Raw genomic sequence first — 13,923 nt, 5'->3', positions numbered from 1 at the left:
GGGTGCCGGGCCGGGACGGACAGGGCCCGAGGGGCGCACGGTGAGCATGGCGGACGTTCATGGCGGTCACGCCCGTAGCCGAAGGCCGCGCGGGGTCGCGATGAACCCCGCCCCCTCCAGCAGGGTGCCCAGCGGTGAGGTCAGGGCCGCCGCGCCGTTGACCCGCTCCACCGTCACCGTGCCGAGGCTGCCCGCGCGGGCGGCCGCCGCGAGAGCCTCCGCCGCCGTCCGCAGACGCGGGTCGTCGGGTGCGGCCGAGTCCGGGTCGGAGGGCCAGGCCAGCAGCGTCTTGCCGCCGCGCTCCATGTACAGCGTCAGCTCGCCCTCGACCAGGACGACCAGCGAGCCCGCCTTGCGGCCCGGCTTGTGCCCGGCGCCGGTGGGTGGCTCGGGCCAGGGGAGCGCGGCGCCGTAGGCGTTGGCGGGGTCGGCCGCGGCGAGGACCGCGGCTCTGGGGTCGGGCCCCGCCGGGGTGCGGGTGTGGTGGTTGCCGTAGGTGTGGGGGGTGGCCGGGCCGCCGCCCCGGGGGCCGCCGTAGCCGGGGGCGGCGAAGGGGTCGGCGGGCGATTCGCCGAAGGGGCCGCCGGGGGCGAAGTCCTTCGGGGAGAGGTAGTCGCCGGGGGCGGCGGGCGGCTCGGGGGGCCAGGTGAAGTCGTCGCCGACACCGGCGGGGCCGGTTCCGTCGAAGGGGCCGAGGGGGGTGACGGGGGTTTCGGCGCCGAAGGCGGCCGCAGGGATGCGGCCACCGTTTCCGAAGCCGGTGGTGTCACCCGGACCGGTGCCGTTCCGCAGGCCGGTGCCGGGCGTACCCTCGCCGCGTTCACGGGCGTTGGACACGGCGCGCAGCCGGTCGACCGCGCCGTCCATCGCGAACTGGGCCGCGCCCAGCCCCTCGACCACGTAGCCCCGGCGGGCCTGCCCGCTCTCCTCGAACGCCGACAGGATCCGGTACACCGCAGAGAAGCCGCCCTCGACCCCCTCCGCCGCGACCGCGCCCCGGGTCACCACCCCGTGCCGGTCCAGCAGGGTGCGGGCCAGGGCGTGGGCGCGCACGGTGGTGTCCGGCTCGGGCTCGGGCAGCAGGGACCAGCGGCCGGCGACGGTCGGCGGGCCGGTACGGGAGGCCGTACGGGCGGCGGCCGTCAGGGAGCCGTAGCGGCCGCGCGGGACGGTGCGTTTGGCGCGGTGGGCCGTGGACCCGGCGGTACGGCCGGAGCCCAGCAGGGAGCGCAGCGGGGCCAGCGTGTCGTTGGTGAGCCGCCCCGACCACGCCAGGTCCCAGAGTGCGTCGGCCAGGTGGGGGTCGGTGGCGTCGGGATGGGTGGTGGCACGGACCTGGTCGGCGATCTGACGGAAGAACAGGCCGTAGCCGCCGGACAGGGCGTCCAGTACGGACTGGTGCAGGGCCGTCAGCTCCAGGGGGTGCGGTGGCGGAAGGAGCAGGGGCGCCGCGTCCGCCAGGTACAGGGATACCCAGCCGTCCTTGCCGGGCAGGGCGCCCGCGCCGGCCCACACGATCTCGCCGGCCGCGGTCAGTTCGTCCAGCATGGACGGCGTGTAGTTGACCACACGGGACGGCAGGACCAGCTTCTCCAGAGCCGACGCCGGGACGGACGCGCCCTGCAACTGCTCGACCGCGCGCACCAGCCCGTCGACGCCCCGCAGCCCGTGCCCCTTGCCGATGTGCTGCCACTGCGGCAGGAACTGAGCGAGCGCGGCCGGTGCCACCGGCTCCAACTCGTGCCGCAGCGCGGCCAGAGAACGGCGGCGCAGCCTGCGCAGCACGGCCGCGTCGCACCACTCCTGACCGATGCCCGCCGGATGGAACTCGCCCTGGACCACCCGGCCGCCCGCGGCGAGCCGCTGCAACGCGCCTTCGGTGACCGCCACCCCGAGCCCGAAGCGGGCGGCAGCGGTGGCCGACGTGAACGGGCCGTGGGTGCGCGCGTACCGGGCGAGGAGGTCGCCGAGCGGATCCTTCACCGGCTCGGTGAACGCCTCGGGGACGCCGACCGGCAGGGCCGTGCCGAGGGCGTCGCGCAGCCGCCCCGCGTCCTCGATCGCGGCCCAGTGGTCGGCGCCGCCGATCCGCACCTTGATGGCCCGACGGGCGCCGGCGAGCTCCCGGGCCCACTGCGGTTCGGCGCCCCGCTCCGCCAGCTCGGCCTCCGTCAGCGGTCCCAGCAGCCGCAGTACGTCGGCGACTCCCTCCAGATCCTTGATCCGGCGGTCCTCGCTGAGCCATTGGAGTTCGCTCTCCAGTTCCGTGAGGACCTCGGCGTCGAGCAGTTCGCGCAGCTCCGCCTGGCCCAGCAGCTCGGCCAGCAGCCGCGAGTCCAGGGAGAGCGCGGCCGCGCGGCGCTCGGCGAGCGGCGAGTCGCCCTCGTAAAGGAACTGGGCGACGTACCCGAAGAGCAAGGAGCGGGCGAAGGGGGAGGGCTCGGGGGTGGTGACCTCGACCAGGCGGACCTTGCGGGACTCCAGGTCGCCCATCAACTCGACCAGGCCGGGCACGTCGAAGACGTCCTGGAGGCACTCGCGGACCGCTTCCAGGACGATCGGGAACGAACCGAACTCGCCGGCCACCTGGAGAAGCTGGGCGGCACGCTGGCGCTGCTGCCACAGCGGGGTGCGCCTGCCGGGGTTGCGGCGCGGGAGCAGCAGCGCGCGGGCGGCGCACTCGCGGAAACGGGAGGCGAACAGGGCGGAGCCGCCGACCTGGTCGGTGACGATCTGGTCGACCTCGCCCTTGTCGAAGGCGACGTCGGCGGCGCCGACCGGGGCCTGCTCGGCGTCGTACTCGCTGCCGGCCCGCACGGGCGCCTGGTCCAGCAGGTCCAGGCCCATCAGGTCGGCGTCGGGCAGCCGCAGCACGATCCCGTCGTCCGCGTGCATGACCTGCGCGTCCATGCCGTACCGCTCGGACAGACGGGCGCCGAGGGCCAGCGCCCAGGGGGCGTGCACCTGGGCTCCGAAGGGGGAGTGGACGACCACGCGCCAGTCGCCCAGTTCGTCGCGGAAGCGCTCCACGACGATCGTGCGGTCGTCGGGGACATGGCCGCAGGCCTCGCGCTGTTCGTCCAGGTACGACAGCACGTTGTCCGCCGCCCAGGCGTCGAGGCCCGCCGCCAGCAGACGCAGCCGGGCGTCCTCCTTGGAGAGCGAACCCACCTCGCGCAGGAACGCGCCGACCGCACGGCCCAGTTCGAGCGGGCGGCCGAGCTGGTCGCCCTTCCAGAAGGGCAGCCGGCCGGGGACGCCGGGCGCGGGGGAGACCAGGACCCGGTCGCGGGTGATGTCCTCGATCCGCCAGGAACTGGTGCCGAGGGTGAAGACGTCGCCGACCCGGGACTCGTAGACCATCTCCTCGTCCAGCTCGCCGACCCGGCCGCCGCCCTTCTTGGGGTCGGCACCGGCGAGGAAGACACCGAAGAGACCGCGGTCGGGGATGGTGCCGCCGGAGGTGACGGCGAGCCGCTGGGCGCCCGGGCGGCCGGTGACCGTACCGGTGACCCGGTCCCAGACCACCCGCGGGCGCAGCTCCGCGAACGCGTCCGACGGATAGCGGCCCGCGAGCATGTCCAGGACCGCCGTGAACGCCGACTCCGGCAGGGAGGCGAAGGGGGCCGCGCGGCGGACCGTGGTCAGCAGGTCGTCCACCTGCCAGGTGTCCAGGGCGGTCATCGCGACCAGCTGCTGGGCCAGCACGTCGAGCGGGTTGGCGGGGACCCGCAGGGACTCGATGGAGCCGGTGCGCATCCGCTCGGTGACCACGGCCGCCTGCACCAGGTCGCCGCGGTACTTGGGGAAGACCACCCCGGTGGAGACCGCTCCGACCTGGTGTCCCGCGCGGCCGACGCGCTGCAGTCCGGAGGCGACCGACGGCGGGGACTCGACCTGGACGACGAGGTCCACCGCGCCCATGTCGATGCCCAGTTCGAGGCTGGACGTGGCCACCACCGCGGGCAGCCGGCCGGCCTTGAGGTCCTCCTCGACCAGCGCGCGCTGCTCCTTGGAGACCGAACCGTGGTGCGCGCGGGCGATGACCGGCGGGGCGCCCTGGGCCGCGCCCGAGCCGCCCATCAGCTCCGCCGGCGCGTGGTGTTCGTCCAGGGGCTCGCCGGTCACCCGCTCGTAGGCGATCTCGTTGAGCCGGTTGCACAGGCGCTCCGCCAGCCGGCGGGAGTTGGCGAACACGATCGTGGAGCGGTGGGCCTGCACCAGGTCGGCGATCCGCTCCTCCACGTGCGGCCAGATCGACGGCTTCTCCGCTCCTTCGGCGCCGTCGCGGGCCGGGGAGCCGCCCAGCTCGCCCATGTCCTGGACCGGCACGACCACGGAGAGGTCGAACTCCTTGCCGGACTCGGGCTGGACGATCTCCACCTTGCGGCGCGGCGACAGATAGCGGGCCACCTCGTCGACCGGGCGGACGGTCGCGGACAGACCGATGCGGCGGGCGGGCCTCGGCAGCAGTTCGTCCAGCCGCTCCAGGGAGAGCGCGAGATGAGCCCCGCGCTTGGTGCCGGCGACCGCGTGCACCTCGTCCAGGATCACCGTCTCGATGCCCGTCAGCGCGTCGCGCGTGGCCGACGTCAGCATCAGGAACAGGGACTCCGGAGTGGTGATCAGGATGTCGGGCGGTCGGGTGGACAGGGCGCGGCGCTCGGCGGCCGGGGTGTCGCCGGAGCGGATGCCGACCTTCACCTCCGGCTCGGGCAGGCCGAGGCGGACGGACTCCTGGCGGATGCCGGTCAGCGGACTGCGCAGGTTCCGCTCGACGTCGACGGCGAGGGCCTTGAGCGGCGACACGTACAGCACCCGGCAGCGCTTCTTCGGGTCGGCCGGCGGCGGGGTGGAGGCCAGCTGGTCCAGGGCGGCGAGGAAGGCGGCCAGCGTCTTGCCCGAGCCGGTCGGGGCGACCACCAGCACGTCCGAGCCCGCGCCGATGGCCTGCCACGCGCCCGCCTGGGCCGCGGTGGGCGCGGAAAACGCCCCCGTGAACCAGCCGCGGGTCGCGGGGGAGAAGCCGTCGAGGGCTCGTTGACCGGATTTCGCCATGCGTCCATCCTGCACCCGACCACCGACAATCAACCTGACCTGCGCAAACGCGAGTGACGGGGTGGGGTGGCGCTCGGCGGGAGGGGGGAGGCCGGGTGCGGGGTGCGGGGTGCCCGTCGTGGGGCGGTCGGGCTGGCGTGGGCGGGGTGGTCGTGGCCGAGGCGGTGCGGCTGACAATGGTCGTATGAGCGGATCGGGTGAGCGGGCGCGGCACTGGCGGTACGAGGCACTGCCCGACGTCGACCTGCTGCGCGCCCGGTACATCCGGAAGACCTTCGTCCGGCACACTCACGAGCACTTCGTGATCGCCGGGATCGCAGCCGGGGTCGAGGTCTTCCGGCACCGGGGCACGGACGTGACCGTCGGAACCGGGGCGCTCGCGCTCGTCAACCCCGACACCGCGCACACCGGCCGGGCCGGAGTGCCCGAGGGCTGGCGGTACGGAGCGGTCTACCCGGCGCCCGAGCTGGTGGCCGCGATCGCCGCCGAGACCACCGCGATCCGGGGCACCCCCGGTTTCGTCAGCCCGATGCTCGACGATCCGTACTCCGTCGCCCTGGTGCACCGGGTGCTGCGCGCCGCCGACGAGGGCAACGCGCTCGCCGCCGACACCCTGCTGCGCGTCGCCGTGACCAGGCTGCTGCGGCTCAACGGCGGCCCGCTGCCACAGCGGCCGGTCCGCACCGCCGGCGCCCGGCTCGCCGCCCGCGCGCGTGCCGTGCTGGAGGACCGGATGGCCGAGCCGCCGACCCTGGAAAGCCTCGCCACCGGCCTTGGCAGCAGCCCCTTCGCCCTGCTGCGGGCGTTCCGTGACGCGTACGGCATGCCACCGCACACCTGGCTGACCGACGCCCGCGTGCGCCGGGCCAGGCTGCTGCTCGACGCGGGCACGGCCCCCGCCGACGCGGCCGTCGCCGTCGGCTTCACCGACCAGCCCCACCTCAACCGCCACTTCGCCCGGATCGTCGGCGTCCCGCCCGGTGCCTACCAACGCGAGCGCAAGAACGTACAAGACACGCGGTCAGAGCCCCCGTAACGTCCTGGGCGTGGCACAGCAGACAACACTCGCGCACACACACGGCGGCGCGGTCGGGCCGAAGCCGGACTCCGCCGTCGTCCGGGACGCCCTCGGCGTCGGCGTCGCCGTGGGACTGTCCGGGTTCGCCTTCGGGGTGACCTCGGCGGGCAGCGGGCTCGGCCTGCTCCAGACCTGCGCGCTCAGCCTCCTGGTGTTCACCGGCGCCTCCCAGTTCGCCCTGGTCGGCGCGCTCGCGGCGGGCGGCAACCCGCTCACCGCGGCGGCCGGCGCCTTCTTCCTGGGGGTGCGCAACGCGTTCTACGGGCTGCGGCTGTCCCAGATGCTCGCCCTCCCGCGCGCGGTACGGCCGTTCGCCGCCCAGTGGGTGATCGACGAGACCACCGCGGTGACCCTCGCCCAGCCCACACGGCGCGCCGCCCGGATCGGCTTCACGGTCACCGGGCTGACCCTGTACGTGCTGTGGAACCTCACCACCCTGCTCGGCGCGCTCGGCGCCAAGGCCGTCGGCAACACCGACGCCTGGGGCCTGGACGCGGCCGGACCCGCCGTCTTCCTGGCGCTGCTCGCCCCCATGCTGAAGTCCACGACCGACCGCGCGGTGGCCGCCCTCGCGGTACTGCTCGGGCTCGGCCTGCTGCCGGTGCTGCCCGCCGGTGTCCCGGTCCTGGTAGCCGCGCTGGCGGCGCCGGCCGCCCTGTTCGTCTCCGGCCGGCGGACCGGCCGTACCCGCGACGACTCCCCCGAGGAGACCCGGTGAACTTCTGGACCGCGATCGCCGCGACCGCCGTCGGCTGCTACGCCGTCAAGCTCGCCGGACTGCTGGTGCCCACAGGCGCCCTGGAGCGGCCGGTGGTGCGGCGGCTGGCCGCCCTGCTGCCGGTGGCCCTGCTCGCCGCCCTCACCGCCCAGCAGACCTTCGCCCACGGGCACACGCTGGTGCTGGACGCCCGGGCCGCCGGGGTCGGGGCGGCGGCCGTGGCGCTGCTGCTGCGCGCGCCCTTCCTGGTCGTCGTGGGCGTCGCCGTGGCGGTGACGGCGGGGCTGCGCGCCGTGACCGGCTGAGAGACGGTTCACCCCACGAAGCGGCCGTACGCCCTGAGGGTGCGCAACGCCTCGATCGTCACCAGCGGACGGGCCTCCAGGGCGGCGGCCGGTGCCCACTGCCGCCACCGGATCGGCCAGCCGCCGTCCTCGGACTGCTCGGCGGCGAGGAACTCCAGCGACCGCTCCATCTCCGCGTCGGTGAACCACGCGCGCGCGAGGGAGTGCGGTGACCTGGCGAAGTCGTGCGGGAAGTGGTGCTCATCCGGGGCGTAGCCGGGCGCGACCGGGTACGCGTCGAGGCGGCCCGGGTCCAGCGCGGCCAGCCGGTGCTCGCGCACCAGGCGACCCAGCCGGTCGGCGGCCGCCTCCGCGCGCGGGCGGTCGGGTACCGCGTCCAGGAAGGCGACCGCGGCCTCCACCTCGTAGGGGTGCGTCTTGTCCAGGGACTCCACCGCCTCCCAGCAGAAATCCGTGGCCCGGAACAGCCACGCGTGCCACACCTCGTTGCGGTGCAGCAGGCCCACCACCGGCCCGGTGGCGAGGAGCTCACTGGGCGGGTCGTCGACGACCGGGACGAAGGGGGCCGCCGGATAGCCGCGCTGGCTCGGATGGATCGCCGGCAGCGCCCCGTCCGCGGTGGAGACGGACGTGAGATAGCGGCACACGCGCTCCACCCGCTGCCCTCCGCACCGCCCGATCGCGTCCAGGACGCGCAGCGCGTGCGCCGTGTGCAGCGGCTGGCTCACCGGACCGCGCAGATCGGGCTCCAGGGCGTGGCCGTAGCCGCCGTCCCCGTTGCGGTAGGCGTCCAGCGCCGTCTCCACCGGATCGGGACCGCCGTTCAGGAAGTGGTACGAGAACAGACGCTGCTCCAGCACGCGCGCGGTGAGCCACATGAACTGTTCGGCGCGGAAGAGGGGGGAGCGCGCCGGGGGCGTAGGGGGGAGTGGGGAAGCTCCGGTTTCGGACATGCGAAAGACCGTAGGGCGGAAAGCGGTGTCGGCAAGCGGTCCCGGGCAGGGCCCACTCTCAGGGGCGGGATACTGGTGTCATGCGGTTGACGGTCTTCTGGCAGCGGATGGCGGAACACTTCGGTTCGTCCGGGTACGCCGACACCTTCGCGCGCGATCATGTGATGACGGAACTCGGCGGACTGACCGTGCACGAGGCGCTGGACTCCGGCTGGGAGGCCAAGGACGTGTGGCGCGTGGTCTGCGCGGTCATGAACGTTCCGGGGGAGAAGCGCTGAGCGTGCACGGAGACCGGACACGGGCCACGCGTTGTCGGTGGCGTCGGCGAGACTTGCACCGTGGCACCCACTGACGACGACGGGCGTACCGCCCGGCCCGCATCCCCGGCAGGCACGACGCCGCCCGCCGCCTCCCCGGCACCCGGCGCCGCGCCGCTGGGCGCCCGCATGCCCCGCTGGCTGCCACGCGCCATGGTGCTGGCGCTCGCCCTCATCGCCGCGTTCCAGCTGGGCAGCTGGGCCTTCCACCAGCTCACCGGCCTGCTGATCAACATCCTCATAGCGTTTTTCCTGGCGCTCGCCATCGAGCCCGCGGTGAGCTGGATGTCCCTGCGCGGTATGCGCCGCGGCTTCGCCACCTTCCTGGTCTTCCTCGGCCTGGCGATCGCCGTCGCGGGGTTCGTCACCCTGCTCGGCTCGATGCTGGCCGGCCAGATCATCAAGATGGTCGAGGGTTTCCCGGACTACCTGGACTCGGTCATCAACTGGGTCAACGAGACCTTCCACACCCATGTGCGACGGGTCGACGTCCAGGAGGGCCTGCTGCACTCCGACTGGCTGCGCAAGTACGCGCAGAACAGCGCGGCCGGTGTGCTCGACGTGTCCGGGCAGGTGCTCGGCGGCCTTTTCCAACTGCTGACGATCGGGCTGTTCGCCTTCTACTTCGCCGCCGACGGCCCCCGGCTGCGCCGCACCCTGTGCTCCGTGCTGCCGCCCGCCCGGCAGGCCGAGGTGCTGCGCGCCTGGGAGATCGCCGTCGACAAGACCGGCGGCTACCTGTACTCGCGCGGTGTGATGGCGCTGATCTCGGGCATCGCCCACTACATCCTGCTGGAGGCGCTCGGCGTGCCCTACGCGCCCGTGCTGGGCGTCTGGGTGGGTCTGGTCTCGCAGTTCATCCCCACCATCGGCACCTATCTCGCGGGCGCGCTTCCGATGCTGATCGCGTTCACCGTCAACCCGCTGTACGCGGTGTGGGTGCTGGTGTTCGTCGTGGTCTACCAGCAGTTCGAGAACTACATGCTGCAACCCAAGCTGACCTCCAAGTCCGTCGACATCCATCCCGCGGTCGCCTTCGGGTCGGTCATCGCGGGCACCGCGCTCCTCGGCGCCGTCGGAGCCCTGATCGCGATCCCGGCGGTTGCCACGCTCCAGGCCTTCCTGGGCGCCTACGTGAAGCGGTACGACGTCACCGACGACCCTCGCGTGCACGGGCACCGACGCCGCGGCACGGGCGGACCGGGGATGCTCACGCGCGCGCGTCGGCTGGTAGGGCAGCGACCGGCCGAGGAACCCGAGGAGAGCCCGTCCTGACGGCACTCGCGGTCGGCGGCACCGCGCGCCCGGCGCGGGTCGCCGCGCTCGGCTGATCAGCGCCGCCCGACCCGCGCGCGATCACCGCGGCGCCCGAGCGCGGCTCCCTCCTCGGTCACGAGGCGACCCGGCAGGCGGAGCAGGCAGCGGTCAGGAGACCGTGGCGGCCGGCGGCGTCCAGCGCCGGCCGCGGGGGACGCCGCCCGGGAGGCCGTAGTCCTTCCTGAGGTGCTCGGGGATGGCGTAGTGCATGACGCGGCCACGGGTGAGGGAGGACAGTTCGAGGACGGTGGTGAGGTGGCCGAGGCGGTCCAGGGCCCAGGCGCCCAGCGGGGAGCGGTCCTCGATGGTCTCCAGGACCCCGAGGAGATGCGGTACGGCCCTGACGACGGTGTCCCAGGGGGTCCGTGGCACCTCCAGCCAGTCCGCGCAGGTGTCGCCGACCAGATGGCGGATCAGGGCGGAGACGATCGGGTCGAAGAGGGTGCCGGGGACGACCTCCTCGTAGAGCTCGATGAGCTGCCGGGTGAGGTGCGCGCCCTCCTCGGAGGGACCCATGTGCCGGACCATGTACAGGTCGAGGAAGACGCGTGCCTCGTCGAGGGTCCTGGGGACGGCGTCCTGGTCGACGCCGAGCATGGCACCCACCACCCGCCACGCGTAGTAGTACGCCTCCGCGCCCTCCGTGGACAGGTGGATGCCGAGCCGGTGCAGGCTGTCCAGGACCAGCAGTGAGAAGAACATCTGACCGCCGATCATGTCCTCCTGGCAGATCGGCGTGCCGAGCGCCGCGGAGTCCCAGCGCTCCTCCCGCTCCAGGTGGTGCCGGACGGCGGCGTGCAGCAGACGCACCTTCTGGGCGGCCGGGACGAAACGGCCGCCGGCCTCGAAGGCGTCGGGCCGCATCAGGTAGACGGTGAACTGGCCGGTCTCCGCCATGCGCCTGGAGGGGTAGCTCAGCCCGTGGGTGGCCGACAGCAGCTTGGCGACGCGCGGGACGACGTAGCAGGCCGGCATGGAGGCGAAGGACAGCGCGGTCGAGATGTGCACGTTGTTGTCGATGAAGAACAGCCGGGCCTTCTCCATCTCGCCCCAGTCCACCCAGGACGGCGGGACCCGGGTGGCCTCCAGGTACTCCCGCGCGACGTGGGGCAGCCGCTCCGGCAGCGGCGCACCCGCGGTGGAGACGTAGCGCATCAGCGCGTTGAACGTGCCCACCTCCCCGCGCGCGAAGAGCGCGGCGACCGTGGCGTCGGCGAGTTCGTCGCCGGCGTCCCGCAGGGCGTCCATCGAGGCCTCGGTGTGGGTGGTCACGGCAGGGCTCCTTGTCTTCGAAATCTTCCCCGGGGCTTCAGGACCGGCGGACCGTCGCCGAGCGGGCCAGCGCGGTCAGCGCGCCGGCGGCCGGAGCGGGCACGTCCATTTCGTGGAGGGCGTCGAGCGCTTCCGTGACCCGCGTGCCGATCATGTGCTCGATCCGGTCGGGTGATCCGAGCCGGCACATCACCTCGCGGACCGTGTCCAGGCCCTCCGCGTCCAGGTCACGGCTGCCGAGCAAGGTCTCCAGCCGCTCCCGGTCGTCGTCGCGGGCGAGCCGCCAGGTCTCCGCCAGCAGCGCCGTGGGCCGGTGGCCGCGCACGTCGTCGGCGTTGGCCTTGCCGGTGTGTTCCGGTGCCCCGAACAGCCCGAGAAGGTCGTCGCGGAGCTGGAACGCCTCACCCAGCGGCAGCCCGTACGCGGAGAACCCCTCGCGCAGCCGCTCGCCGGCTCCGGCCAGGGCGCCGCCGATCAACAGAGGCTGCTCGACGGTGTACTTGGCGGTCTTGTAACGGATCACCTTCAGCGAGGCGGCGGTGTCCGGGCCGGCCCCGGTGCGCAGGATCTCCAGGCACTCGCCCGCGATCAGGTCCCGGGCCAGCACCGACCACAGGGGGCGGGCCCGGGCTAGGTAGGCGGCGGGCAGTCCGCAGGTCGCGAAGAGCTGTCCGGCCAGCGACATCAGCAGATCGCCCACGAGCATCGCCAGCGACCGCGCGGTGGCGTCGGCGTGCGGACGGTCCGCCACGGCGGCGCGCAGGGCGATGTGCGGGGTGGGGCGGCCGTGGCGCAGCGGGCTGTCGTCGATGAGGTCGTCGTGCACGACGGCCGCGGCGTGCACCAGCTCCATGGAGGCCGCCGCCCGCACCAGCGCGTCGCTGTCCGGCTGGCCGACCGCGCGCCAGCCCCAGTAGCAGAACGCCGCCCGCAGCCGTTTGCCGTCCGTGACCGCCGCTTCCAGCTGTCCGGCCACCGGGGCCAGGAGCGGGTCGATCGCCGCGAACAGATCGGCCTCCTGGGCGACGAAGCGGCGCAGCACGTCGTCGACGCGGCTCTTGAAGGAGCCCGGATCCCAGCGGTCAGTCATCGTGGGCGGCCCGCCGGGCGAGGGTGTGCCGGGCGAGGACCTCCAGATGGGCCGGGGGAACGGCCGTGTACCGGTCCAGGACCAGTCGGCCCCGTGCGGCGAGGTCGTGCTCGGCCTCCGCGGCCAGCGCCCCGGCGTCCGAGCGCCGCAGCAGTCCCCGCACCGTCCCCCACGCGGTCCCCAGGGTGCTCACTGCCAGGTCCGCCAGCCCCGCGGCCAGCAGCACGGCCTGTTCGTCCAGGCCACGTCGTCCCGTCTCACGTGTCATGCGCTCTCCCGTCATGGCACACAGGGCGGCGCCGTCCACCGGCCGCCTCGTCGAGCATCGCGCCACGACGGGCGCGGTCATGCGGAAACTCACGAGTGGGTGACCCCTTCGCCAGGCAGTGCGGGCAGCGGGCGGGACAGGGCCTCGGAAGCCGTCCGTGCGGGGCGGGTGAGCGCCGTGCGGGGAAGTGCGGGAGTGCCGCGTGGTGCGCTTGACACGAAAATCGAACATCCATTCTTATGGAAGCTCCGGCGCGGCTTACGACGGGGATTCCAGCGCCAGTTCGGCGTGGTTTCGGCGGAGATGTCCCCGAGTTATCCGCAGGCCGGACCGACGTCGGGGCGCATTGTCAGTGGCAGGCGTTAGCGTCTTTGACGTGAAGCGATCGACTCAAGCAAACCGGGTGGAACCCATGGCAGGAACCGACCGCGAGAAGGCGCTCGACGCCGCGCTCGCACAGATTGAACGGCAGTTCGGCAAGGGCGCCGTCATGCGCATGGGCGAGCGGGCCAAGGAGCCCATCGAGGTCATCTCGACCGGCTCGACCGCGCTCGACGTCGCCCTCGGTGTCGGTGGCCTGCCGCGTGGCCGCGTCGTGGAGATCTACGGCCCGGAGTCCTCCGGAAAGACGACCCTGACCCTGCACGCCGTGGCCAACGCCCAGAAGGCCGGCGGCCAGGTCGCGTTCGTGGACGCGGAGCACGCCCTCGACCCCGAGTACGCCAAGAAGCTCGGCGTCGACATCGACAACCTGATCCTCTCCCAGCCGGACAACGGCGAGCAGGCCCTGGAGATCGTGGACATGCTGGTCCGCTCCGGCGCCCTCGACCTCATCGTCATCGACTCCGTCGCCGCGCTCGTGCCGCGCGCGGAGATCGAGGGCGAGATGGGCGACAGCCACGTCGGTTTGCAGGCCCGCCTGATGAGCCAGGCACTGCGGAAGATCACCAGCGCGCTCAACCAGTCCAAGACCACCGCGATCTTCATCAACCAGCTCCGCGAGAAGATCGGCGTGATGTTCGGCTCCCCGGAGACCACGACCGGTGGCCGCGCGCTGAAGTTCTACGCCTCGGTGCGTATCGACATCCGCCGCATCGAGACCCTCAAGGACGGCACCGAGGCGGTCGGCAACCGCACCCGTGTGAAGGTCGTCAAGAACAAGGTCGCGCCGCCCTTCAAGCAGGCCGAGTTCGACATCCTCTACGGCCAGGGCATCAGCCGCGAGGGCGGCCTGATCGACATGGGCGTGGAGCACGGGTTCGTCCGCAAGGCCGGCGCCTGGTACACGTACGAGGGCGACCAGCTCGGCCAGGGCAAGGAGAACGCCCGCAACTTCCTCAAGGACAACCCCGACCTGGCCAACGAGATCGAGAAGAAGATCAAGGAGAAGCTGGGCGTGGGGGTCCGCCCGGAGGAGCCCGCCGCCGAGCCGGGCGCCGACGCGGCGGTCACCACCGCGGCCGCGGACGACACGGCGAAGACGGTGCCCGCCCCGGCCGCCGCCAAGGTCACCAAGCCCAAGGCCACCACCGCCAAGAGCTGACGCC

General features: G+C 73.4%; 11 protein-coding genes. 6 read left to right on the top strand and 5 right to left on the bottom strand.

The window, feature by feature from the left end; genetic code table 11:
- Positions 1-66: 66 nt before the first annotated feature.
- Positions 67-5,058 carry an ATP-dependent helicase gene (locus AB0G52_RS38155; RefSeq protein WP_361343471.1) on the bottom strand — a complete coding sequence of 1,664 codons (4,992 nt, stop codon included), beginning with the start codon at positions 5,056-5,058 and terminating at the stop codon, positions 67-69.
- Between the two features lie 184 nt (positions 5,059-5,242).
- Here AB0G52_RS38155 and AB0G52_RS38150 point away from each other — a divergent pair, with 184 nt between their 5' ends.
- Genes AB0G52_RS38150 through AB0G52_RS38140 form a run of 3 tightly spaced genes read left to right on the top strand, consistent with a single transcriptional unit; the run spans position 5,243 to position 7,159 of the window.
- Positions 5,243-6,094 carry an AraC family transcriptional regulator gene (locus AB0G52_RS38150; RefSeq protein ID WP_132894367.1) on the top strand — a complete coding sequence of 284 codons (852 nt, stop codon included), beginning with the start codon at positions 5,243-5,245 and terminating at the stop codon, positions 6,092-6,094.
- A 10-nt stretch (positions 6,095-6,104) separates the two neighbouring features.
- Entirely contained in the window at positions 6,105-6,854 is a 750-nt protein-coding gene (locus AB0G52_RS38145) for an AzlC family ABC transporter permease (protein WP_165939561.1), read from the top strand.
- Positions 6,851-7,159: an AzlD domain-containing protein gene (locus tag AB0G52_RS38140; protein ID WP_132894365.1), complete on the top strand. Its 309-nt coding sequence runs from the start codon at positions 6,851-6,853 to the stop codon at positions 7,157-7,159. The genes AB0G52_RS38145 and AB0G52_RS38140 overlap by 4 nt, the downstream gene beginning before the upstream one ends.
- An 8-nt stretch (positions 7,160-7,167) precedes the next feature.
- Here AB0G52_RS38140 and AB0G52_RS38135 read toward each other — a convergent pair whose 3' ends face one another.
- Entirely contained in the window at positions 7,168-8,112 is a 945-nt protein-coding gene (locus tag AB0G52_RS38135; RefSeq protein WP_132894363.1) for a hypothetical protein, read from the bottom strand.
- Positions 8,113-8,192: 80 nt separating this feature from the next.
- Between AB0G52_RS38135 and AB0G52_RS38130 the strand changes: the two genes are divergently transcribed.
- Together AB0G52_RS38130 and AB0G52_RS38125 are read left to right on the top strand one after the other, a co-directional pair.
- Complete coding sequence (locus AB0G52_RS38130) at positions 8,193-8,390, top strand: DUF3046 domain-containing protein (protein ID WP_132894361.1); 198 nt, start codon at positions 8,193-8,195, stop codon at positions 8,388-8,390.
- A 60-nt stretch (positions 8,391-8,450) separates the two neighbouring features.
- Positions 8,451-9,704, top strand: a complete 1,254-nt coding sequence (locus AB0G52_RS38125) for an AI-2E family transporter (RefSeq protein WP_132894359.1) — start codon at positions 8,451-8,453, stop codon at positions 9,702-9,704.
- 150 nt (positions 9,705-9,854) lie between these two features.
- On the opposite strand, the gene AB0G52_RS38120 is transcribed toward AB0G52_RS38125, so the two are convergent.
- The 3 genes from AB0G52_RS38120 to AB0G52_RS38110 all read right to left on the bottom strand — a co-directional run bounded on the left by AB0G52_RS38120 (position 9,855) and on the right by AB0G52_RS38110 (position 12,376).
- On the bottom strand, positions 9,855-10,994 hold the full coding sequence (locus tag AB0G52_RS38120; RefSeq protein WP_361343496.1) for an oxygenase MpaB family protein: 1,140 nt from the start codon (positions 10,992-10,994) through the stop codon (positions 9,855-9,857).
- Between the two features lie 61 nt (positions 10,995-11,055).
- Entirely contained in the window at positions 11,056-12,108 is a 1,053-nt protein-coding gene (locus AB0G52_RS38115) for a polyprenyl synthetase family protein (protein ID WP_132894358.1), read from the bottom strand.
- Positions 12,101-12,376 carry a polyprenyl synthetase gene (locus AB0G52_RS38110; protein ID WP_132894356.1) on the bottom strand — a complete coding sequence of 92 codons (276 nt, stop codon included), beginning with the start codon at positions 12,374-12,376 and terminating at the stop codon, positions 12,101-12,103. The genes AB0G52_RS38115 and AB0G52_RS38110 overlap by 8 nt, the downstream gene beginning before the upstream one ends.
- 412 nt (positions 12,377-12,788) lie before the next feature.
- Between AB0G52_RS38110 and recA the strand changes: the two genes are divergently transcribed.
- Positions 12,789-13,919, top strand: a complete 1,131-nt coding sequence (gene recA / locus AB0G52_RS38105) for a recombinase RecA (RefSeq protein ID WP_132894354.1) — start codon at positions 12,789-12,791, stop codon at positions 13,917-13,919.
- The last annotated feature ends 4 nt before the right edge of the window (positions 13,920-13,923 follow it).

The organism is Streptomyces sp. NPDC021562 (genome assembly GCF_040640875.1).
GTDB lineage: Bacteria > Actinomycetota > Actinomycetes > Streptomycetales > Streptomycetaceae > Streptomyces.
Note: the sequence above shows the minus strand (reverse complement) of the source record. Positions and strands in the feature narration are given on the sequence as shown.